26 protein-coding genes and 2 pseudogenes are annotated in these 20579 nt (G+C 66.0%); 14 read left to right on the forward strand and 14 right to left on the reverse strand.

Going from position 1 to position 20579, the window contains the following annotated elements:
* Positions 1–76: 76 nt before the first annotated feature.
* Positions 77–1267: a macrolide family glycosyltransferase gene (locus BM394_RS00210; protein ID WP_092972568.1), complete on the reverse strand. Its 1191-nt coding sequence runs from the start codon at positions 1265–1267 to the stop codon at positions 77–79.
* Between the two features lie 182 nt (positions 1268–1449).
* The gene (locus tag BM394_RS00215) at positions 1450–2355 is read right to left on the reverse strand and encodes an LLM class F420-dependent oxidoreductase (protein ID WP_092972570.1); all 906 of its coding nucleotides are present in this window, start codon (positions 2353–2355) and stop codon (positions 1450–1452) included.
* 175 nt (positions 2356–2530) lie between these two features.
* On the opposite strand from BM394_RS00215, the gene cmtR reads away from it, so the two are divergent.
* Both cmtR and BM394_RS00225 read left to right on the forward strand, forming a co-directional pair.
* The gene (gene cmtR / locus BM394_RS00220; protein ID WP_092972572.1) at positions 2531–2887 is read left to right on the forward strand and encodes a Cd(II)/Pb(II)-sensing metalloregulatory transcriptional regulator CmtR; all 357 of its coding nucleotides are present in this window, start codon (positions 2531–2533) and stop codon (positions 2885–2887) included.
* Complete coding sequence (locus BM394_RS00225; RefSeq protein WP_092972574.1) at positions 2887–3690, forward strand: cation efflux transmembrane domain-containing protein; 804 nt, start codon at positions 2887–2889, stop codon at positions 3688–3690. Before cmtR ends, BM394_RS00225 begins: the two co-directional genes overlap by 1 nt.
* Positions 3691–3893: 203 nt before the next feature.
* Here the strand turns inward: BM394_RS00225 and BM394_RS00230 are convergent, their stop codons facing one another.
* The 6 genes from BM394_RS00230 to BM394_RS00255 all read right to left on the reverse strand — a co-directional run bounded on the left by BM394_RS00230 (position 3894) and on the right by BM394_RS00255 (position 7768).
* On the reverse strand, positions 3894–4382 hold the full coding sequence (locus BM394_RS00230; protein ID WP_092972576.1) for a GNAT family N-acetyltransferase: 489 nt from the start codon (positions 4380–4382) through the stop codon (positions 3894–3896).
* 133 nt (positions 4383–4515) lie between these two features.
* Positions 4516–4947: a hypothetical protein gene (locus tag BM394_RS00235; RefSeq protein ID WP_092972578.1), complete on the reverse strand. Its 432-nt coding sequence runs from the start codon at positions 4945–4947 to the stop codon at positions 4516–4518.
* A 66-nt stretch (positions 4948–5013) separates the two neighbouring features.
* Positions 5014–5766: a M24 family metallopeptidase gene (locus BM394_RS00240; protein WP_092972580.1), complete on the reverse strand. Its 753-nt coding sequence runs from the start codon at positions 5764–5766 to the stop codon at positions 5014–5016.
* Positions 5767–6204, reverse strand: a complete 438-nt coding sequence (locus BM394_RS00245; protein ID WP_092972583.1) for a DUF6314 family protein — start codon at positions 6202–6204, stop codon at positions 5767–5769.
* Positions 6205–6224: 20 nt separating this feature from the next.
* Positions 6225–6911, reverse strand: coding sequence for a histidine phosphatase family protein (locus BM394_RS00250; protein WP_175529893.1), 687 nt, complete (start codon positions 6909–6911; stop codon positions 6225–6227).
* Positions 6912–6946: 35 nt separating this feature from the next.
* A complete protein-coding gene (locus tag BM394_RS00255) occupies positions 6947–7768 on the reverse strand; it encodes an undecaprenyl-diphosphate phosphatase (protein ID WP_281246409.1) in 822 nt (273 codons plus the stop codon).
* Between the two features lie 299 nt (positions 7769–8067).
* Here BM394_RS00255 and BM394_RS00260 point away from each other — a divergent pair, with 299 nt between their 5' ends.
* From BM394_RS00260 to BM394_RS00270, 4 genes are all read left to right on the forward strand, one after another.
* The gene (locus BM394_RS00260) at positions 8068–9003 is read left to right on the forward strand and encodes an aldo/keto reductase (protein ID WP_092972585.1); all 936 of its coding nucleotides are present in this window, start codon (positions 8068–8070) and stop codon (positions 9001–9003) included.
* A gap of 119 nt (positions 9004–9122) precedes the next feature.
* A complete protein-coding gene (locus tag BM394_RS00265; RefSeq protein WP_245779874.1) occupies positions 9123–9782 on the forward strand; it encodes a YncE family protein in 660 nt (219 codons plus the stop codon).
* 37 nt (positions 9783–9819) lie between these two features.
* The gene (locus BM394_RS23150; RefSeq protein ID WP_245779875.1) at positions 9820–10128 is read left to right on the forward strand and encodes a YncE family protein; all 309 of its coding nucleotides are present in this window, start codon (positions 9820–9822) and stop codon (positions 10126–10128) included.
* The gene (locus BM394_RS00270; protein WP_092972587.1) at positions 10125–10346 is read left to right on the forward strand and encodes a DUF5703 family protein; all 222 of its coding nucleotides are present in this window, start codon (positions 10125–10127) and stop codon (positions 10344–10346) included. Before BM394_RS23150 ends, BM394_RS00270 begins: the two co-directional genes overlap by 4 nt.
* 75 nt (positions 10347–10421) lie before the next feature.
* Here BM394_RS00270 and lplAB read toward each other — a convergent pair.
* Positions 10422–11471 (reverse strand): annotated as a pseudogene (gene lplAB / locus BM394_RS23575) (lipoate-protein ligase LplAB).
* A gap of 227 nt (positions 11472–11698) precedes the next feature.
* On the opposite strand from lplAB, the gene BM394_RS00280 reads away from it, so the two are divergent.
* Entirely contained in the window at positions 11699–11878 is a 180-nt protein-coding gene (locus BM394_RS00280; RefSeq protein ID WP_092972589.1) for a hypothetical protein, read from the forward strand.
* Between the two features lie 121 nt (positions 11879–11999).
* Here the strand turns inward: BM394_RS00280 and BM394_RS00285 are convergent, their stop codons facing one another.
* Both BM394_RS00285 and BM394_RS22600 read right to left on the reverse strand, forming a co-directional pair.
* Positions 12000–12833, reverse strand: a complete 834-nt coding sequence (locus BM394_RS00285) for an alpha/beta fold hydrolase (RefSeq protein WP_217643259.1) — start codon at positions 12831–12833, stop codon at positions 12000–12002.
* A gap of 223 nt (positions 12834–13056) precedes the next feature.
* Positions 13057–13209 (reverse strand): hypothetical protein, encoded by a 153-nt coding sequence (locus tag BM394_RS22600; protein ID WP_175529894.1) that lies wholly within the window; start codon positions 13207–13209, stop codon positions 13057–13059.
* Positions 13210–13257: 48 nt separating this feature from the next.
* On the opposite strand from BM394_RS22600, the gene BM394_RS00290 reads away from it, so the two are divergent.
* Together BM394_RS00290 and BM394_RS00295 are read left to right on the forward strand one after the other, a co-directional pair.
* Positions 13258–13614: a GntR family transcriptional regulator gene (locus BM394_RS00290; RefSeq protein WP_245779878.1), complete on the forward strand. Its 357-nt coding sequence runs from the start codon at positions 13258–13260 to the stop codon at positions 13612–13614.
* Positions 13615–13698: 84 nt separating this feature from the next.
* The gene (locus tag BM394_RS00295) at positions 13699–14163 is read left to right on the forward strand and encodes a GNAT family N-acetyltransferase (RefSeq protein WP_092972593.1); all 465 of its coding nucleotides are present in this window, start codon (positions 13699–13701) and stop codon (positions 14161–14163) included.
* 149 nt (positions 14164–14312) lie between these two features.
* Here the strand turns inward: BM394_RS00295 and BM394_RS00300 are convergent, their stop codons facing one another.
* Complete coding sequence (locus BM394_RS00300) at positions 14313–15065, reverse strand: TetR family transcriptional regulator (RefSeq protein ID WP_092972595.1); 753 nt, start codon at positions 15063–15065, stop codon at positions 14313–14315.
* A gap of 163 nt (positions 15066–15228) precedes the next feature.
* On the opposite strand from BM394_RS00300, the gene BM394_RS00305 reads away from it, so the two are divergent.
* The gene (locus BM394_RS00305; protein ID WP_092972597.1) at positions 15229–16383 is read left to right on the forward strand and encodes an acyl-CoA dehydrogenase; all 1155 of its coding nucleotides are present in this window, start codon (positions 15229–15231) and stop codon (positions 16381–16383) included.
* Between the two features lie 215 nt (positions 16384–16598).
* On the opposite strand, the pseudogene BM394_RS00310 reads toward BM394_RS00305, so the two are convergent.
* Positions 16599–16913: pseudogene (locus tag BM394_RS00310) on the reverse strand (TetR/AcrR family transcriptional regulator); the annotation flags it as partial.
* 15 nt (positions 16914–16928) lie between these two features.
* On the opposite strand from BM394_RS00310, the gene BM394_RS00315 reads away from it, so the two are divergent.
* Genes BM394_RS00315 through BM394_RS22935 form a run of 3 tightly spaced genes read left to right on the forward strand, consistent with a single transcriptional unit; the run spans position 16929 to position 18291 of the window.
* The gene (locus tag BM394_RS00315) at positions 16929–17582 is read left to right on the forward strand and encodes a hypothetical protein (RefSeq protein ID WP_092973566.1); all 654 of its coding nucleotides are present in this window, start codon (positions 16929–16931) and stop codon (positions 17580–17582) included.
* Between the two features lie 53 nt (positions 17583–17635).
* On the forward strand, positions 17636–18022 hold the full coding sequence (locus tag BM394_RS22930; protein WP_217643262.1) for a hypothetical protein: 387 nt from the start codon (positions 17636–17638) through the stop codon (positions 18020–18022).
* Complete coding sequence (locus BM394_RS22935) at positions 17995–18291, forward strand: hypothetical protein (RefSeq protein ID WP_217643263.1); 297 nt, start codon at positions 17995–17997, stop codon at positions 18289–18291. The genes BM394_RS22930 and BM394_RS22935 overlap by 28 nt, the downstream gene beginning before the upstream one ends.
* Here BM394_RS22935 and BM394_RS00325 read toward each other — a convergent pair.
* Positions 18288–18683 (reverse strand): hypothetical protein, encoded by a 396-nt coding sequence (locus tag BM394_RS00325; RefSeq protein WP_092926549.1) that lies wholly within the window; start codon positions 18681–18683, stop codon positions 18288–18290. The two genes, BM394_RS22935 and BM394_RS00325, sit on opposite strands and share 4 nt — an antisense overlap.
* Before the next feature lie 202 nt (positions 18684–18885).
* Here BM394_RS00325 and murJ point away from each other — a divergent pair, with 202 nt between their 5' ends.
* The gene (gene murJ, locus BM394_RS00330; protein WP_092972599.1) at positions 18886–20520 is read left to right on the forward strand and encodes a murein biosynthesis integral membrane protein MurJ; all 1635 of its coding nucleotides are present in this window, start codon (positions 18886–18888) and stop codon (positions 20518–20520) included.
* Positions 20521–20579 lie beyond the last annotated feature (59 nt).

Genomic DNA, 20579 nt, shown 5'->3' on the forward strand with positions numbered 1-20579 from the left:
GGGTCGGCCGGTGTGCCCCGCGGAACCAGGAACGCCCGACGAGCGGCGCCGAGCTCGTCCAGGGCGGGCCGGGAAATCAGGACCGCGCCAGGTGTGCCTCCAGCGCGTCGACACCGGCCACCGCTCCGCCGGTGCCACGTATGCCCGCCGCGGTGGCGGTGACCGTGGCGCGCATACGTTCGTCCCCGGCGACCTCGTCGACGGTCTTGCGCAGCGTGGCGGCCTCGACATTATCGGGCAGTCGCCGTGCCAGGCCCAGTTTCTCGGCCTGATCGGCGTTGGCCCGCTGCTCGACCATCTGCGGATAGGTCACCAGTGGCACCCCGTGATACAGCGACTCCATCGTGGAGTTCATCCCCGCGTGTGAGAGAAACACCTCGGCGTGCCGCAGCACCTCGAGCTGTGGAAACCGGGGACGCACGTCGAAATTGGCGGGCAGCGGGCCCAACTCGTCGGGTTCGATCCGGTCCCCGATGGACATCGCCACCTGCCACCCGCTGTCACCGAAGGCGCGAACACATTCGCGGTAGAAATCGGGGCGCTCGTTGAACGTGGTGCCCAGCGAAATGAACAGCAGCGGCGCGTGCTCGTCGCGGGGTGTGAAGGAGTCCCCTCGTGCCCGGTCTCCCATCGACGGCCCCAGGAACCGGAATCGCTCGTCGAAGGTCTCGGCGGCGGGCTGGAACTGGTGGGGCACGAAAACCAGGTTCAACCCGGCCGGGGTGGGTGCCAACATCGATTCCGGAGTCGACACGCCGAACTGCTCGGCCAGTTCGTGGTGACGCGTGGCGATCTCCCGCAACGCCGGGTGGTCCGGGTCGAAGCCGTCCGGCAGAAAGTACTTCATCAGCGAGAACCGCTCGTTGGCGGCGAAGCTGGGCACCAGCGCCACCGCGGGAACCCCCAGTGCCTCGGCCAGCATGGGCCCACCCAGGCTCATCATGTCGTAGCACACGGCTTCCGGCGGGTCCGCCGCGAAGTGCTCGCGCAACACCGGAAGACTGTCCCGGGTGTGATCGAGCATCATGTGCATCATGTGGGAGATCATCTCGACGGTGATCTCGTCCAGCGACGGTGTCGGCGGCACGGAAACGTCCACTCGCGTGTCGACACCCCGTGCCCCCGCGGCGGCAACGGTGTCCAGTTTGTGGTTGCCGGTGGCATAGCTGACCCGATGGCCCCGGCGGCACAGTTCCTCCACCAGCGGCAGGGTCGGGTTCACGTGCCCGTCGAACGGCGGCGCGACGAACGCGAAATGGCGGGGCATACTTCCTCACAACGACTTCGGGAGAAATAATGGCACGACTGCCGGTTTCCGCCGTTCGATTATTCCCCGACGATTCCGCTCACGCCCGTACATACCCCCAAACGTGACATCATCAACATCGCTGTGTGGTGCGAATACGCCAAAACGGGCAGTCCGGGGCCACGAAGGGAACGGTTCTCGTTCTACCGTTCCCGATGGTCGGACTTTTGTTTCAGCTGGAGAGCGGGGGCGAGTTCGCGCAGTGCGGGCAGCGGGTCGTCGTCGAGGACTTGCACGAGCACGTGGTCGGCGCCCGCGTCCAGGTGCCGCCGCACGTGCGTGGCGACCGTCCCGGCGTCTCCCATGGCGACCATGCCTTCGGCCAGCTTGTCCGAGCCGCCGACGACCAGGTCGGATTCGTCGAATCCCTGCCGCAGCCATGAGTTCTGGTAGTTCGGCAGCTGCGAGTACATGTGCAGGTGCTGGTGCGCACGCCGCAGACCGGCCTCCCGATCCGTGGTGAGCGCGACAGCCTGCTCGCTGACCACCCACTTGTCGGGACCGAGCCGCTCGCGGGTGTTCGCGGTGTGCTCCGGGGTCACCAGGTACGGGTGTGCCCCGTCGGCGGCGGTACCGGACAGCTCGATCATCTTCGGTCCGAGCGCGGCCAACAGCCGGGCCGTGCGCTGCGCACCCGGTTCGATCCCGTCCGGGACCGCGTCCATGGTTCGCAGGTAGTCACGCATGGTGCTCAGCGGCCGGGAGTAGGAACCGGCGTAGCTGTGCTCCACCAGCGGGGCGTGGCTGACCCCCAGCCCGAGCACGAAACGGCCCGGGTGCAGCGCGGCGAGGGTACGGGCACCGGACTCGCTGGCCGGGGCGCTGCGGGCGTGGATGTTGGCGATGCCGGTGCCGACCACCAGACGTTCGGTGCCGCCCAACAGCGCGGCGGCCTGGGTGAAGGTCTCCTTACCACCGGCTTCGCCGTAGAACAGCGAACCGTAGCCGAGCCGCTCGATCTCACGGGCACGGGTGAGCACATCGTTGATCGGCCACAGATCGCTGGTCCACCACACGCCCACGCGAGAAACGAAGTCGATCTGGGACATGCCGCCGAGCTTACCGGCACCGGCCGGAGACTCGCACGATCAATCGACCCACAGCGGAAACGCTCCACGAACGTGGATGTCTCGTGAAACATCGGTTGGTGACGCGCTCCCGTACAGGAGATCATGAACAGTTCATCCTGGACTGTAGTTCAGTGTTCGATGTATTGTTGCGTGTATGTTGACGTGTGAGACGCGGGAGGCGGTGCTGGCCCGGTTGGGGCGGGCGTTGGCAGATCCGACGCGGTGTCGGATTTTGGTGCGGCTGCTGGACGGGGCGCACTATCCGGCCCAGTTGGCCGAGCAGCTGGGGCTGTCACGGTCGAATGTGTCCAACCACCTGGCCTGCCTGCGTGGCTGCGGGCTGGTGGTGGCCACGTATCAGGGGCGGCAGGTGCACTACGCGCTGGCCGATGAGCATTTGGCCCAGGCGCTGTCCGAGCTGGTGCAGGTGGTGCTGGCGGTGGAGCCGAGCGATGCGTGCGCTGCCGAGGACGCTCACGCGCGGGACGAGGTCCGGGGGGTGACTGCCTGATGACGGCGGGCTCCTCGCGTTACCACCTGCGGCTCGAGAGCACGGGTGAGACCGGGTGTGTCGACGGGTGCTGCACCCCGCAGACGGGTGCGGCTTCCGCGGGCGCCACCGCGGTGGGCCCGGACTCGCGGCGGCAGGCGGCGCTGTCCCGGCGGATCCGGCTGCTGGTGGCGGCCACGATCTCCTACAACGTGATCGAGGCTGTCGTGGCGATCACCGCTGGCACGCTGGCCTCGTCGACGGCGTTGATCGGGTTCGGGCTGGATTCGACGATCGAGGTGGCCTCGGCGGCGGCGGTGGCATGGCAGTTCTCCGCCCGCCAAGTCGCGACCCGTCAGGCGCGGGAGCGCACCGCGTTGCGGATCATCGCGGTGTCGTTCTTCGTATTGGCGGCCTACGTCACCGTCGAGGCGGTTCGCTCCCTGGTTGGCGGAGCCGAGGCCGAGTCCTCCACGGTGGGCATCGTGCTGGCAGCCCTGTCGGTAGTGATCATGCCAGGCTTGTCGTTGGCCCAGCGGCGCACCGGACGTCAGCTGGGCTCGGCCAGTGCGGTGGCCGATTCCAAGCAGACTTTGTTGTGCAGCTACCTCTCCGGGGTGCTGCTGGTCGGGCTGGTCCTCAACGCCGTGTTCGGATGGTCCTGGGCCGATCCGATCGTGGCGCTGGTCATCGCCGCGGTCGCGGTCAGGGAAGGCCGGGAAGCCTGGCGCGGCGACGGCTGCTGCGCCCCTACTGCGGCACTGGTCGGCAACCACCCTGCCGAAGGCGACGACTGCTGTGACCACGAGGGTGACAAGCAATGATTCGCCCGGTGCACGTCCCGGTAGCGCCGCCGCAGCAGTGGGCCACACCGTCTCTGACCCCCGCGGTTCCCGGTTGAAGCAGCTCGTGACGGTGACCCCGTAGAGATGGGATGAGAGGTGAGGGTTCCGTTGGATGTGGAGGCTCTGGTTGTCTGTGCGCGGGTCTTGGGCGGGGCCGTGAACGGGCGGGGTGGCCTCGTGGGTCACTCTGCCCTGATCAGGGGGCTTGGGGTGTGATCTTCGGTGTGGAGTTCTGTGAAGCCGAGCTTGGTGCACAGCGTTGGTGGGATGAGGGCGAGGTCGGCGGGATCCAGCACGGGCAGCCTCCCGCGTGTTTCGACGTGTTTCACCGATTCCTTGAGCAGGTACCGCGCGATGCCGTAGTCGTGCTTGGCCGGTTTCACGAACAGTCGCCCGATCACCAGCAGCTCGCCGACCTGCCGAGAGGTCTGTGCGGCGACCTCGCGGACCCAGCGGGCCTCGGGCGGGAGGTAGATCTGGACGTGGCCGACCACGTTGCGGGTCGGGGCGACGCGTACCGGTGCCTGGTCGAACACCCACGAGCGCTCGGTCTCGACCTCCTGCAGCCAGTCCCGCGGGTGCCGTGTTCCGAGGACGCGGGCGTGCTCGTCCAACTCGCCCAGCAGGTCGCACAGTCGGTCGAGGTCGTCGTTGCTGCGCTCACGGAGCATCGTGGTTCCAGACTAACGGTCGCCAGCCTGTGTCGCTTCGGCACGCGCACGGCGTCTGTCGAACCGTGAGCGATCCTTATGACTCTGCTTCCGCTGTCGTCCTCGCGTCCCGACTGCCCAGCGGCAGGAGCTCTCACCGGCCCGACGGGGGCTTCCCGGCTCGCGTGCCGCTGGAACGAACGGCGGTGGTCAGTCCGGTGACAAGCCCCGTTCCGGCCAGCATGCCGGTAAAGACCAGCACCGCGCCGACACCCCACAGCCCGGTGCTGTCGGTGTTGGCGGCCGTCCACGACCACGCCGCGGTGAACGACAGCGGCATGATCGCAAGCACCAGCCACCAAGGAAGTCTGACAGTGGCGAACACCCCCAGCCCGAGCAGGCACACCACGCAGCCGATCACCTGCCACGCCTGGTACGGGCCGCTGGCCGTCCCCGTCGCAGGGTCGGTGTGATAACTGTGGTCCCACGCCATCCAGCCCCACCAGCACGACGCGGTCAACAGCGCCAGCACCACGCCGCTGATCAGCTCGCGGTAGATCCCTCTCGTGAGTCGCCGTCCGCTCATACCCCCACGGTGACGAGCTCACCCGTGACCGGGCATCCGTTTCTGCTCAGCAGAAAACGCCGGTGATCACGAGCTGGTCAGCACCCGCGGCCCCCAGCGGGTGACCGCCACGGTGTGGCCGAACACGCACGCCCGACTGCCGTCGCCGGTGGTCACAACACCGTCCTGCCCACGCACACCCTCGTCACTGCCGCTGTCACAAACCCCGGCCGCGACCGTGAACACCAACCCCGGACGCAACGCCACACCCGTCGACCGCTTCCCAGGTGCCGGAACCACGGGGCCCTCACACACCCGGCGGCCGATCCCGTAACCGCACCCCACCGGCATGCCGCAGCCGGCGCCCCGCGCGACCACCCCGATCGCGTGCGCGACCTCCCCCAACCGGTTGCCCACCGACACGGCCGCGATGCCGCTACGCAGCGCCTCGGCAGCCGTCTCCGTCAACCGGAGGTCCGACTCGGCGGGAACCCCCACCGACGTCCCCAACGCCGACCAGGCGCACCAACCGGCCACGCTCGCCGCACATTCCACAGTCACCAGTTCACCGGCACGCAGCCACTCCCCCGCCGGCGGGCCACCACAGACCACGTCGTTACGCGAGAGCGACAACGCACGTGCGCCACCGCCGGGGATCGGTACCGCCGGCGCCGCGCCGCACTCGGTCAGCGACGCCACCGCGGCCCGCTCGAGGTCGGCGGGAAACACCCCGGGAAGTATCCGCCCGCTCACGTCCGTCAACGCGGCTGCCACGGCAGCACCCGCCGAGCTCAACAGCCCGATCTCGTCATCACCGCGGAGTTCGACACGGTGACGCATTCACATTCCCCGTCCCCCGGAGTCACCGCGACGGAACTCGGTACGCAGCGTGTGGTTCTTCGTCGGCCCGAAGACCTCCCAGCACTGCCACCACGTGTCGGCGTCGAGCACCTCGAACTCACCGCGATAGAGATCGTCGCGACACGGATGAGTGGTGTCGCAGTGCCCCTCACGCAGATCCAACTCGTGGAAGAAATCACCGTAGTCGAAATACACCGCGGCCTGCCCCGGCCCGGTCAGCTGATACCGCAGTTGCCGAAAAGCCGAGCCCTGATAACCACCGAGCCGCAGCGTTCCCCACTCCCCATAGGTCAACACCTCACCAGCGGGTGTGAACGATGCCGAACCGGTGAACTCACCCCACCGCTGCCCCTCCGGCGAGAGAATCGTTCGGTGCAACGACCACGAGCCCACCAGAAACGCGCTCAAATCGAGCACGGGATAACGGCGCGAACCAGTCAACCGCCCGTCGACCCCCCAACCACGGCATCGCCCGAGGTGTCCTTCCGCTCGGCGGGCAACAGCCCAGACAGGTCGGTCCCGGTGTCATTGATCCGAAGCACGAACGGCCTCGTATCGGTGTAGCGCACCACGCTGAACGAGCACGGCTCGACCACGATCCGCTGAAAACCGTCCAGATGCAGCCCCAACGCGTCGGCCAGAATCCCCTTGATCACATCGCCGTGCGTGCACGCCAACCACACCGCTTCCTCGCCGTACTCGGCCGCCAACCGCGCGTCGTGCGCACGTACCGCGGCCACGGCCCTGGCCTGCACCCCGGCCAGCCCCTCACCACCGGGAAACACCGCGGCCGAAGGATGCTGCTGCACCACCTTCCACTGCGGCTCCTCACTCAAATCCCGCACCGAACGCCCGGTCCAGTCACCGTAGTCGACCTCGGCCAGATCCTGCTCGGTCTCCACCGCCAGACCACGCTGCCCGGAAAGCCCGGACAGCGTGTCGACACAACGCCGCAACGGAGAAGCCACCAAAGCTCGCAACGGGACGGGCGCAAGCCGCTCGGCGAGGCCGGCCGCCTGTTCCCTCCCGCGCTCGTCCAACCCGACACCAGGCGTGCGACCGGCGAGCGTACCGGCGCCGTTGGCCGCCGAACGGGCATGTCGCAGCAAAATCACCGTCGCCACGGCGCCAGCATACGTGCCGCCCGGGCCCCGCTGGGTCAGGCCTGCAGCACCCCGAACGTCAACAACACGTACACCGCCACACCGACGACCACACGCCACCAGACGAACAGGTAAACGCTGTGCTTTTCCACATACCGCAACAACCACGCGATGCAGGCGTAACCGACCAAACCGGCCAGAATCGTGGCCACCAGCATCTGCGGACCGCTGGGCTGCACCCCCGGCCCTTCGGGATTGAACACATGACCCAGCTCCAGCAACCCCGCGGCGAACACCGCCGGAATCGCCAGCAGGAAGGAAAACCGCACCGCCGTGCTCCGGTTCAACCCCAACGCCAACCCCGCGGTGATCGTGCCGCCGGACCGGGAAACACCCGGCACCAGCGCCAACGACTGCGCCAACCCCATCAGCACACCATCGCTGAGCCGCAACTCCGCCTGCTTACGCAACTGCGGCCCGTAACGCTCGGCCACCCCCAACAACAGACCGAACACGATCAACGTCGTAGCGGTGATCCACAAACTGCGCAACGCACCACGAATGAGATCCTGAAAAAAGAACCCCAGAATACCGATGGGAATGCTACCCACGATGACATACCACGCCAACCGGTAATCCTGCGTCCGGCGAATCTCGGCGTTGACCATCCCGCGAAACCACGTTCCGATCAACCGCACGATATCGCCGAAAAAATAGATCACCACAGCCAGCTCCGTGCCGATCTGGGTAACCGCCGTGAACGAAGCCCCGGCATCGGTATCGAACAGCAACTGCGACACGATCCGCAAATGCCCCGACGACGAGACGGGCAGAAATTCAGTCAGCCCTTGAACCACCGCAAGCACCACGGCCTGCAACCACGTCAACGAAACCCACTCCAGCACAGTCGAATTTCGCGCCCACCCACCGGGACGCCATCTCTACAACCCCTCCCGCCCCAAAGATCTTGCAGCATCCCCCGAACCAACCCAGGAGCGCCCCCACCACCGACAACCTCCAGGGCAAACCCGCTTTCCCGCAGAAACAGGCCACCACGCAACACCCGTGCCCCACCCCCACCACCACAGCGGCGCTGTGATACGAGCCACCACGCGGACGAATCGTGTCGGCCCCGACACACAGCGAAACGACCACACCAGGAATACGCTGTGCCCTCGTGCGACAACGACAACTCGGCAACACCGGCCTACACGTGTCCCGACTCGCACTGGGCACCATGAATTGGGGATACAGCACCCACACCGACCAAGCAGCCGCCCAACTGGCCACCTTCCACGAAGCCGGCGGAACCCTGCTGGAAACCTCACCCACCTACCAACAGGGCCGCAGCGAAGCCATCCTCGGTGAACTGCTGGAAACCACCGTCCCGCGCGAACGGCTGACCATCGCCACCCAAACCGAGCTCCGAGCCACATCCCGCACCAACCTGCTCGACTGCCTGCACGGCTCACTACGCCGCCTGCGCGTGGAACACATCGACCTGTGGCAACTACGAGGCTGGAACCCGAACATCCCCCTACAGGAAACCCTGGAAACACTCCAACACGCCGTCAACAGCGGCAAAGTGCGCTACATCGGGCTGTCCGAACAACACAGCTGGCAACTGGCCACCACCGCCACACTGCGCCGGACACTCCCCACACACCTACCACTGGCCAGCACACAAACCGAGTACTCCCTACTGCGGCGCACACCGGAAAACCGACTCCTCCCCGCGGCCGAACACCACCAGCTCTCCGCACTCGCCCAAGCACCACTCGGCCGCGGCATCCTCACCGGCAAATACCTCGACGAAACCCCACCCGACTCCCGCCGTGCGGACCCGAACCTGACGGCCTACATCGACCACCACGACACCACCCGCGCCGCACGCATCACACACGCCGTGACCACAGCCGCCGACGGACTCGGCACCTCACCTGCGGCCGTCGCGCTCGCCTGGATCCGCGACCGCCCCACCGTGGGTGCCCCCGTGCTCGGCGCCCGCACCCACGAACAGCTCAAAACCTGCCTCGGCTGCGAGGAGATCACTCTCCCACCGGCCATCCAAGCCGCACTCGACGACGTCAGCGATCCGCACAACGACCACTGAACCACCGACCCCACCCCGGCCACCCCGCACACCGCGACGAGCAACCCTGTCACAACCCCACAACCGAATGCGGGACCCTGGGAACCAGTCCGTTCCCGCACACCCAGGGGAGATCGTCGTTGCGTCGCCTGATCACCACATGTCTGGCCGCAGTCGCACTACTGACCGCATGCTCCGGCGACAACACCTCCCGCCCACTGCAGGTCACCGACCAGCTCACCTCGGCCACACCTGCCCCCGCCCCCCAACCACGCACCCAACCGGCAGGCACGGTCGTACCCGCCCCCGCCACCGAACACATCACGCTCGTCCCACGACGACACACCCTCGCCCTGACCAACACCGACCCCGCCCGAATCAGCCTGTTCGACACCAACGCACCACGACAGAAACCCCGCACCGTCGAACTTCCCGCCCCGGCGAGCTCACTGCGCCTCGGCCCGGACGGCACCACCCTGCTGGCAGCACTGCCCGAGGCCGACACCGTCGCCCGCATCGATCCGAACACCGCACGGATCACCCAACGCACCGACGTGCCGGGCTCGCCCACCAACGCACTCGACGTCGGCGACGAACTCTTCGTCAGCCGCTCACAAACCGACGACGTCGCCATACTGCGCGACGGCGAGATCCAACAACGCGTCGACGGATGGATTCCCCGGCGCCGACGACCTCGTGCGACGCGGCTCCACAGTCGTCGTTCTCGACCGGCTCACCACCTCACTGACCCCGATCGAGATCAACTCCGGCGACAAGCAACCAGCGCTACGCGCCGGTGAAGGCGCCACCAACGCGATCGCCGACGAATTCGGCCGCGTGCTGGCGATCGACACCCGCGGCGAGGAGATCATGGCCTTCGCCACCGACCCCCTGATCATGAAACAGCGCTATCCCGTCCCCGGCTCCCCCTACGCACTCGCGTTCGCGCCCCGGCGCGACCTAGCCTGGGTCACACTGACCGCACGCAACCAACTCGTCGGCTACGACACGGCAGGCGGGCAACCGCGTGAAGCCCACCGCCTACCGACCGTCAGGCAACCGAACTCGGTGGCGGTGAACCCCCACACCGGGACGATCTACATCGCCTCGGCGACCGGGGACGGCCTACAGGTGGTACGAAATTGACCGACACCGGATCCACGGGAGCGGACCCCGACTGGGAGTACCAACCGCTGCGCCTACCAGCCGGGGTATCCCGGCTCAGCGCGGCGACCAGACTCAGCATCCACGCCGAATTCGCCGGCTGGGAACTCTCCCGCGTGCTGCTGTACTCCGACGGCACCCGCAAGGTATGGCTACGTCGCCGACGCACCACCCCAGGCCTGCCCAACCCACTGCCCTGAAGGGGCGAACCCGGCAGTAAAGCCACCCGAAACCGCACAAGCCCACACCATTCCCGCGGCCCGGGAAACCACCGATCAGGGAACCCGGTGCAACCACTCCTCGGTGGCGAACTTCTCGGAGATCAACTCCTCGGCGCGGCGCCGCTCGTCCTCGGTGATGCGATCCTCGACAAGTCCGTGCCGGGCACCGAAACCGCCCACCAACCGATCGATCACGACCTGCCGCTCCAATCCCGTCTGACGTCGCAGTGGATCCACCCGCTTGACGACACTGCCGACCCCCTTGTCCGAGAGCTTCACCCCACCGACCCGCAGCACCTGCCCAAGCTTCTCCGCATCCACGTCATAAGACATCGTCACGTGATGCAGCACCGCCCCCGCCGCTACCCGCTTCTGCGCCGCACCACCGATCTTTCCGCCGTCGGACGTGATGTCGTTGAGCGGCTGGTACCACACGTTCAGCCCCAACTCCCGCAGCACCTGCAGCACCCAATCGTCGAGAAAGGCGTAGGAGGCGGCGAACGACATTCCCGCCACCAGCGAACTCGGCGCGTACAGCGAGTAGGTCACGGTGTTGCCCGGTTCGACGAACATCGCACCACCACCGGTGATACGTCGAACCACCTCCACCCCGTACCGTTCGGCGCTGGGCATGTCCACCTCATTGCGCACCGACTGGAAACTGCCGATGATCACCTACGGAGCGGCCCACTCCCAGAAGCGCAACGTGGGAGGCCGGTTCCCGGCGGCCACCTCCTCGGCCAACACCTGATCCAACGCCATGTGCATCAACGGCGAACGAGCCGACTCCCGCACCAACCGCCACTCGTGATCGAGCCACCCCGTCGACCCGGTCACCGCGCGCCGCACCGCCACGGCCACGGACTCGACGGTGAACCCCACCAATCGTGTCTCGGGATCGAGTCCCTGCCGGACAAGAGCGGTCAGCGTCTCGGTGTCCGCATTCACGGAAGCGCCCCGCAACGACCGATTGAGATCTTCCAACGCCTCGTCGGGCTCCAGGAAGAAATCCCCGCTGATCCGCACCCGACTCAATCGCTGGTCCACCACCTCCACATCGGCCGAAACCAGCTTCCCGTCCGGAACCTTGTACTCACCGTGCACCCGTGTACCTCACTCCCAGCGCCGCGTCATCCGTCCGAGAATCAACTCTAGGCAGCACAAGCCACGACTCCCCACGAGCGCTGCGAAGTTGTGAGATGCGGAACGAGTCGCGGTGACGTTCCTCAATCCGAGTACGTTTACCTCGAGGACACGCCAATCGGAATGCGCACGCAATGTGGGAGCCGCATGATGGGCGGATACAACCACCTCCCGCTAAGGAGTACACCGTGCACTCCGAACAGAACGAAGCCAAGCACCCCGTCACCACCACTCCCCTCGATCAGGAAGCGATGCGGACGGCAGCACTGCGGATACCGAGGCAGAGCGCCTACCACTTCAGCGACACCACCACCATGTGGGAGTCCGATGATCTTGAGGAGACGCACTTCGTTCGCGGTTATGACTGAGTATTTATTCCGTACTTGGTAGGTTTTGTTTTATTTGGTTTTTATTTCGTTCAACACTGAAATAACAGCATGAATAAATTCACTGCACCACACCACGGAGAACACCCTCGAGCGCGAGTGATCAGCCCACGTCCAGGAAACTGGCGATGGTCGAGGCGAAAGCTTTCTCACGCACCACACCGAGGTGGTCCCCGGTGAGAGTGGACAGGGTCGCGTGTGGAAGTGCCTCGACGAGTCGTTCGGGATTCCGGGCCAAGTAGTCCTCGGTGCCCGCGATCAGCGCGGTCGGGGCTGTGATCGCGGGCAGCTCGATCGGGGTGTCATGGACCGCCGCGGCCTGCGCCGCCAGCGAGGGAAGATCGGCACCGTTGGCCTCGGCGAATCGGCGGAACTCCGCGGCCGGTCCGGTAAGGTTGGTGGGATCGTCGGCACGCAGCGCCGAAACCAGCTCCCCACCACCATCCAACGCGCCGGTGTCGACCCCGCCGAGCTCGACGACAGCCCCACCGACCCCACCCACGACCAGGCGACGAACACGTCGATCCCGACTGGCCGTAAGCAGCGAAACGATCGCCCCCATCGAGTAGCCGACCAGATCGACCTCGGACAGCTCCAGCCGATCGAACAACGCCTGGTGATCACGGGACATGTTCCGCTCACCGAAGAAGGCCGGATCCCCGCTCTTCTGCGAACGACCGTGCCCGCGTGCGTCGACACCGACCACCCGCCGACCGGATTCGAGTAGCGCATCGACCACACCGGGCCCCACCCAGTTCGACTCCGTGCTCGCCGCGAAGCCATGCTGCAGCACCACTGGAGGAACCCCTTCGGCGGCTACCCGTGGTTCCCAGGTGTGATACGCGATCTCGGCACCGTCGAAAGACGTGAAAACCGCCGTGTCCATGCCGTTGCTCCTTACGGTCAGCGGGCCGTCGTCGAGCACGAGCCCTGTCATTGGCCACAACTGTCGAATCAATCCCACTGTCGCTGTCGGGAGAGGCACCTCGGAACCGAGGGTGAGCTGTGGCCGAACAGGACGCTGCCAGCACTGGCACCACGTTTGCTGTCACCACTGAACGAGGTGATGTCACGACGACACGGTGGTGATCGTGTTCGTACGACTCCCGTATCGGGACGATTCACCACCGCTGAGCCTTCGGACGCTGCCAACACGAGGTTTACCGATCGCGGTGACCGCCGGGGGGACGGGTGAGCATGTCCCTGATGTCTCCGAGGGAACGTACTCCCTTGGTCAGCAGCAGGATGTAGACGGGCGTGAGCAACACCGCGATCCCCGCGGCGATGACTGCGATCACTGTCTCGGCGTCCATGCACGCACCTCCTTATTTGTGCTAGTAAGACTAGCACAAATTGTGCTAATGTCACTAGTTATGGAGCTCCGATTGGACCCCGACCTCGGTGTCACGCTGCACGATCAGATCACCGGTGTGATCCGTCGTGCGATCAGCGAAGGGGCCCTCTCGCCGGGAGAACGTCTCCCCACCGCGCGTGAGCTGGCCAAGCAGCTCCAAGTCAACCTCAACACTGTCCTGCGTGCTTACCGCGAGCTGGCAACCGAAGAGTTGATCGAGCTACGCAGGGGACACGGAGCCACCGTGCTGGCGAAACCCGACCTCGCTCGGCTCTATCGATTGGCCGACGAGTTGTTGGCGGAAGCGGCCCGTGTGGGGGTCACCAGAGGAGAATTGGCAGCGTTGCTCGCCAGGCGGTCGTGAACGGAACCGGCCGATCGAACAAGTCGGCTCGCGAGTCGTGCGAGAACGGTCCGCGACGCCGAAGGCGTGTGACAAACTGAGGTCATGCACGAGTTCGCGATCCGAACCGAGGATCCCAACTCCACGGAAGTGAGGGAACTGCTCGGCCGGCATCTGAGGTTCACCCGGGACCACAGCCCGGCGGAGGAGTGCTATGCGCTCGACGAAACGGGCCTCGACTCGAAGGAGGTCTCCTTCTTCGGCCTGTGCGACAACTCCGAGCTGCTGGCCATCGGTGCACTCAAACGGATCGAACCGTTCCACCTGGAACTCAAGTCGATGCACACCGCGGAGTCGGCCCGGGGACGCGGTGTGGGACGAGCGATGTTGCGTCAGCTCGTGGAGTGGGCAGGTTCGAACGGCTACTCGCGGATAAGCCTGGAGACCGGGAGCAACGCGGATTTCACTCCCGCTCGCCTGTTGTACGAATCGACCGGCTTCCGGATCTGCGAACCGTTCGGGGACTACGCCCCCAGCGTCAACAGCGTCCACATGACTCTTGAGCTGTAGTTGCTCTCTCGTGGTTCGAAGCGTTTCTTGGTTCTTCTTTGTGGTTTGGTCTGGTTGATGTTGTGTTTTTATTTCATTCAACACTGAAACAACAGATGCAATTTATCGAAAACGTACTACGGCCCACGTCGAGTGTCGGGACGGCTTGCTCAGTCCGAGTCGTTCTCGGCCACCTCACGGAGCACACGTTCGACTCGTTCACGCACCGTGTGAACGGATGTCGAGGTACGAACGACACCGACAACGACCTCTCCGGTGTCGGCGGCCGACTCCGGAGACGAGACGCGCGTGTCTTCGGCCGTCACTTCGTGCAGCGCTTCCCGGAGCGCCGCACGCGCGTCGAACCCTCCCCCGCTCTTCAGCCAACGACGCAACACGTGGTTGTGCGTGGCCACGACCGTGGCGGCGGTGACAGCGGCCCGCAGTTCCGCGTCGGGCGGCTCCGAGAACCGTTGTCGGAGATAACGTGCGAAGACCCGCTGATAGCGATCGATGCTGACGATCTCGCGGTCGCGCAACGAGGGAACCTGCCTGGTCAGTTCGAAACGCTTCAACGAAACCTCGGGATCGGCCAGATACATGTCCAGCACCGTCTCCGCTGTACGGCACACCACCGACATCGGCGGTTCGGATTCCCCGGCCTGTTCGAGCTCGCGTACGACCCCGGCGAGACGCTCGTCGTGGTCCGGGAACACCACTTCCTCCTTGGAGCGGAAGTGCCGGAAAAACGTACGTCGCCCGACCCCCACCGCCGCCACGATGTCCTCGACGGTAGTGGACTCGTAGCCCTTGGCGGCGAACAGGTCGAGCGCGGCCACGGCCAGCGCACCACGCAGTTGACGGCGTCCGTCCGCCGTACGGCCGGCGCGCGGCTTGGACTCACCGGAGTTCCCCTCGGACATGCCGGTAATGTAACAGGCCAGGATTGCTGATGGCACTCAGTGCCGCTAGCATCGCGACAACATGCCGCACCACGGCACTCGATGCCAATCTCAGGTGTGTTCCCAAGGCAGAAACAGCAGGAAGCCCGGCTACGGCCGTGTCACATACCAGGAGGACTCTCTCGTGGAATCGAGCTTCGACACCTACCAGCTCTCCGAAGAGCACGAAGCGCTCCGGGAGGCTGTTCGCTCTCTCTCGGAGAAGGAGATCGCACCCTACGCGGCGGAGTGCGACGAGCAGGAACGCTACCCGAGGGAGGCGTTCCACGCGCTGTCGAAGTCGGGGTTCGCCGGGGTTCACGTTCCGGAGGCCTACGGCGGGCAGGGAGCGGACTCCGTGGCCACCTGCATCGTCATCGAGGAGGTGGCCAGGGTCTGTGCCTCTTCCTCACTGATCCCGGCGGTGAACAAGCTCGGCACGATGCCGATCCTGTTGTCGGCCTCCGAGGACCTCAAGCACAAGGTGCTGCCCTCCATCGCGGCGGGTGAGCACACCGCCTCCTACGCGCTTTCCGAACGGGAGGCGGGCTCGGACGCGGCCGCGATGAAGACGCGGGCACGCCGGGACGGCAACGACTGGGTACTCAACGGCACCAAGTGCTGGATCACCAACGGTGGGGAGTCCAGTTGGTACACGGTCATGGCGGTCACCGACCCGGACAAGGGCCCGAACGGGATCAGCGCCTTCGTCGTCCACGCCGACGACCCGGGCTTCGAGGTCGGCGGCAAGGAGAAAAAGCTCGGGATCAAGGGGTCACCGACCGCCGAACTCCACTTCAACGACTGCACCATCCCGGAGGACCGCATCATCGGTGAACCGGGAACCGGCTTCAAGACCGCGCTGCGAACCCTGGACCACACGCGACCCACGATCGGGGCGCAGGCACTGGGCATCGCGCAGGGAGCACTCGACGCCGCCGTGGACTACGTCAAGGAGCGCAAGCAGTTCGGACAGGCCATCGCCGACTTCCAGGGTGTGCAGTTCATGCTCGCCGACATGGCGATGAAGATCGAGGCGGCTCGCCACATGATCTACGTCTCGGCGGCACGTGCCGAGCGCGAGGAGGGCAACCTCGGTTTCATCTCCGCCGCGGCGAAGTGCTACGCCTCGGACGTGGCCATGGAGGTCACCACCAACGCGGTGCAGTTGTTCGGTGGAGCCGGCTACACCCGCGACTTCCCGGTCGAGCGCATGATGCGCGACGCCAAGATCACCCAGATCTACGAGGGAACCAACCAGGTCCAGCGCATGGTGATGGCCCGCTCGCTGTTGAAGTGAGGATCGGCGTGGCGTGAGATTCCGGTGCTCCGTCGATCTCGTGTCCGGCGGTCGGTCCGATCGTCGACCGCCGGACCAGGCCGACGTCGCCACATCCCACGAAACACGTACGGCGGAACTCCGGCCGATATCTCGACCAAGGTGGGCTGTAGACCTCGCCCACACCGAACGTTTCAGCCCTGTTCGAGCGGTCCACCGATCGCTTTGGTCCGGACTCAAGCGGGAGAGCTCAGGACACAATCGACCGCGGTGTGGAGCGTCTCGGCCTCGGACCGCAGGATCGACTCCTCGGCCGGGAGCGCCCGCTCGATCGACAGGCCGTTGAGGACGGTGCAGAGGAATCTGGCGCGTCGCGTGTTGTCGCCGTCGGCGAGCGCGCCCTCCTCGACCAGGACGCTCAACCAGTACTCGACACGACGCTGCCCCTCGCGCTCCATGCCCAGGTACGCAGCGCGGATCTCATCGGTCTGCTCGGGGACGATGAAAGTCCGGAAGACCGTGATCCAGGCCTCCCGCGCCTGTTCGCCGACTTGGGAGAGGTGTTCGTGTTCGAGGAGTGGCGACGTCGACGTGCCGCGAGACGTGTACGCGAGGGTGACGGTCGAGCACTGCAACGCTTCCGTTGGTGGCAGCTGCCGGGACGCGCTCTGTTCCGGCTCCGTCTGCCGCGCCCCTCGGGGACCCAGGTGGACTACGCGGTCGACGTGCGGCACTGGCAGAACCAGGGTTCCGGGGAGGTCGAGGCGCACCTCTACCTCGACGATCGGCAGCACGCCGTCTCGAAGCTCCCCGCCGCGTTTCCCGTCGAGGGCGGCACGATCGAGGTGGCGATGAGCGGTTTCGGGATCAAGCGCTGCCACTACATGACCACCGGTGGTGCCGAGAAGCAGCTCGTCCCCGACTCCCGATCGGCGGAAGGACGCCGCGCACGCCTGGACCGGGAACATCCCGTGGTCAGCCGCGGTATCGGTCTCCTCTCGCTGGTCCTGCTCCTGATCGGCGCCTGCCTACTCCTCCTGCAGATCGTCGAACCGGTTTCGCAGATCCCACCCGTCGCCCAGCGCTTCGGAAGCTTCGAATCCCCGATCCAACCGCCGCTGTGGCTCAACCTCACGCTCGGCGCCTCGGCTGCGATAGCCGGTGTGGAACGAGCCCTCCGCCTGCGATACCACTGGCTGCTCGACGGTGCGGCGAACTGATCGCGAAGCGCCGCCGTGCCTCTCGCCGACCACGAACTCCCCGGGAGTGCGCGATGCCTACTCGTCCCCTCGACGTCTCCGCCCCGCCGATCGACACATCCCGACCGTTCGGCGCCCATGTCCGGATGAACTGGTGGAAACCCCTGGTCATCGTCTCGGTACTGCCGGTGGTGATGGTCCTGCTGCAGCTCGTGTTCTACTACGCGGCCGCGGTGATCGCGGGTAGGGACGATCCGCTCACGAACGTGATGACGCCATTGACGCTTCTGGCGAACAACCTCAGCGTAGGGGTGACAGGCTTGCTGGCCGTGTCATTCGTGGTACGGCTCGCCGAGGTGCCCTGGCGCAGCCTCCTGAGCTCGTCGCTCCGGGCGACACCGGCTGGACCGGCTTCGAGATCACCAACACGACGGTGGCGCTTCTCCTCGTCGTCGTGCTGACCACCCCGCTACAGGCCGCCGGTGAGGAACTCATCTTCCGCGGCACGATGCTGCCTGCGATCGCGTTCCACGTCTGCAACAACCTCGTGGTGACGCTGCTCAATTCGCTGTTCGCCGACGGCGGCACGTCCACGTACGAAAGATCGGTGGGTGCGGGTGGACCGTCCTACCTGATCCTCGCCGCGGTCGATCTGGCGGTGGTCGGCCTGGTGTGGCTATGCGAACATGGATGGCACCGCCCGGGGAGCGGGGAGGACGGACCGCACTAACCACGGCTGAGCTGCGCGTCGACGAACTCGTCGACCTCCTCGTGGATGCGGCTCAGCCCCCAGGCCCACCCCCATCGGTCCATCCCGGACAGTTCGCCGGTTCCCCCGAGAAATCGGGCGCGCACTTCCTGGGACCAGAATCGCTCACTCGGTCCGAACTCCAGCACCACCCAGTCCCCCAGCTTCTCGGGGGCCAGCGCCTCACCACCACCGCGGCTCACCCGGCCTGGGCGATAACGACTCCAGCCGCTGGACGGGCCCGCCAACCGCGCGAAGCCGTAGAACAACCCGCGCAGCTCCCCCACCGCGCAGTCCACCCCCGCACGGCGCCAACTGTCCAGTACCCGCACCTCTGCCGGAAGATCTTCGGAAAACACCGGAGAACCGCCCATCACCCCTCCCCTGTCGAGTCGGCACGACTCCCCCGGAGGGGTCAGTATGCGCCCGATAAGCCCAGCTCGCACCGGAAGTTTTCCATCGAAATCACGTGGTTGAGCGTTTTCGAACCCGCGACCGGCTCAGTGCTTCGTTACGGTTTGACCAACCGGATTCGGCGGTGCCTGAGCAGCCGTACTTCAGCCAGGGGGAACTTCCGTGGTCGAGCAGCGCCAGCGTCCACCACGTGGGCGAACGCCGTCGCTGGGCAGCGCCAGCGGCGCCATGGCCGTGGCCACCATGGCCAGCAGGATCAGCGGACTGTTCGCCAAGGTGTTGCTGGTGTGGGTACTCGGTCTGGGAATGATCAACGACTCCTACACCGTGGCCAACACCCTGCCCACCGTGGTCAACGAGTTGCTCCTGGGGGGCGTGCTCACGAGCGTCGCCGTTCCGCTGCTGGTGGGCGCGCGGCAGAACAGTGCGGAGGAGGGCGAGTCCTACGCGCAGTGGATGATCACGATGGGCGTGGTTCTGCTGGTGGCGGCAACGACACTGGCAGTGCTGGGGGCACCGCTGCTGACCGAGCTGTACCTCGGCTCGCACACCCGCGCCAACAGCGAGTTGACCACGGCCTTCGCCTACCTACTGCTGCCGGGGATCGTGTTCTACGGCCTGTCGGCACTGCTGATGGCCATTCTCAACGTACGTCAGGTGTTCGGCCCACCAGCCTGGGCACCGGTGATGAACAACCTGGTGATCATAGCCACGGTGAGCCTGTACGCGGTGACTCCCGGCGAGATATCGGCCGATCCGGTGCGGATGGGGCAGGCGAAGCTGTTGATTCTGGGACTGGGCACGATGCTCGGAATCGCGGCACAGAGTGCGGTGATGGTGCTCTCGCTGCGTAGAACCGGTTTCCGGTTCCGTTGGCGGTGGGGTTGGGACCGGCGGCTGGCGGAGTTCGGTTCGCTCGCGGGCTGGGTGGTGCTCTATACCGTTGTCAGCCAGATCGGCATGATCGTGACCATCCGGGTGGCCGGACAGGGCACGTCGGGAAGCGTGGCGACGTTCCACTACGCGTGGCTGCTTTCGCAGGTTCCCTACGGGGTGCTGGGGGTCTCACTGCTGCAGGCGCTGATGCCGCGAATCAGTCGTTCGATAGCCGAGGGGGACACCGAGGGATTCGTCCGCGACGTGGGGTTGGGATCGCGGTTGAGTGCGATCCTGCTGATGCCGGTGAGCGCGTTCATGCTCACGGCGGGATCGGGTATCGGGGTGGCGTTCTTCTCGCTCGGCCAGGGCAGTGTCGGCGCCGCGGACCGTCTCGGGGTCACGCTCGGCGTGGCAGCGGCCGGAATCGTGCCGTTCTCGATCACGATGCTGCAGCTGCGGGCGTTCTACGCGATGAAGGACGCCCGGACGCCGATGCTGATCAACGTGATCATGGTCGTGTTCCGCACCGTCGTGTGCTACACCCTGCTGATGTGGTTGGATCCGCGCGACCTGGTGATCGGCGTGGCACTGGCCATGTCGTTGAGCTTCCTCGTGGGCGCCGCCGTGGGCCAGTGGTGGTTGCACATCCGACTCGGGCGGATACAGACCAGGCGGACCCTGGTCGGGGTCGGGTGGTCGCTGCTTGCCTCGGTAGTGGGCTGCGGATTTGCGTACCTCGTCTGGCACTGGCTGGGAGGGAGTATGCACGGACTCGGTGACGTGGCCACGGCCTGGGTGGGCCTGGGAGTTCGCGGCACGCTCGTGCTCGGCCTCGGCTTCGGACTGATGCTGTTGTTGCCGATACCGGAGATGACCATCGTCCGGCAACGACTGCGGGGACTGCTGAATCGGGTGTGACCTGCTCCCCTCTCCGCTGCCACACTGCAGGGCCCGGCTCGCGGAAGTACGACCGTGAA

Source organism: Actinopolyspora lacussalsi subsp. righensis (genome assembly GCF_900116555.1).
GTDB lineage: Bacteria > Actinomycetota > Actinomycetes > Mycobacteriales > Pseudonocardiaceae > Actinopolyspora > Actinopolyspora lacussalsi.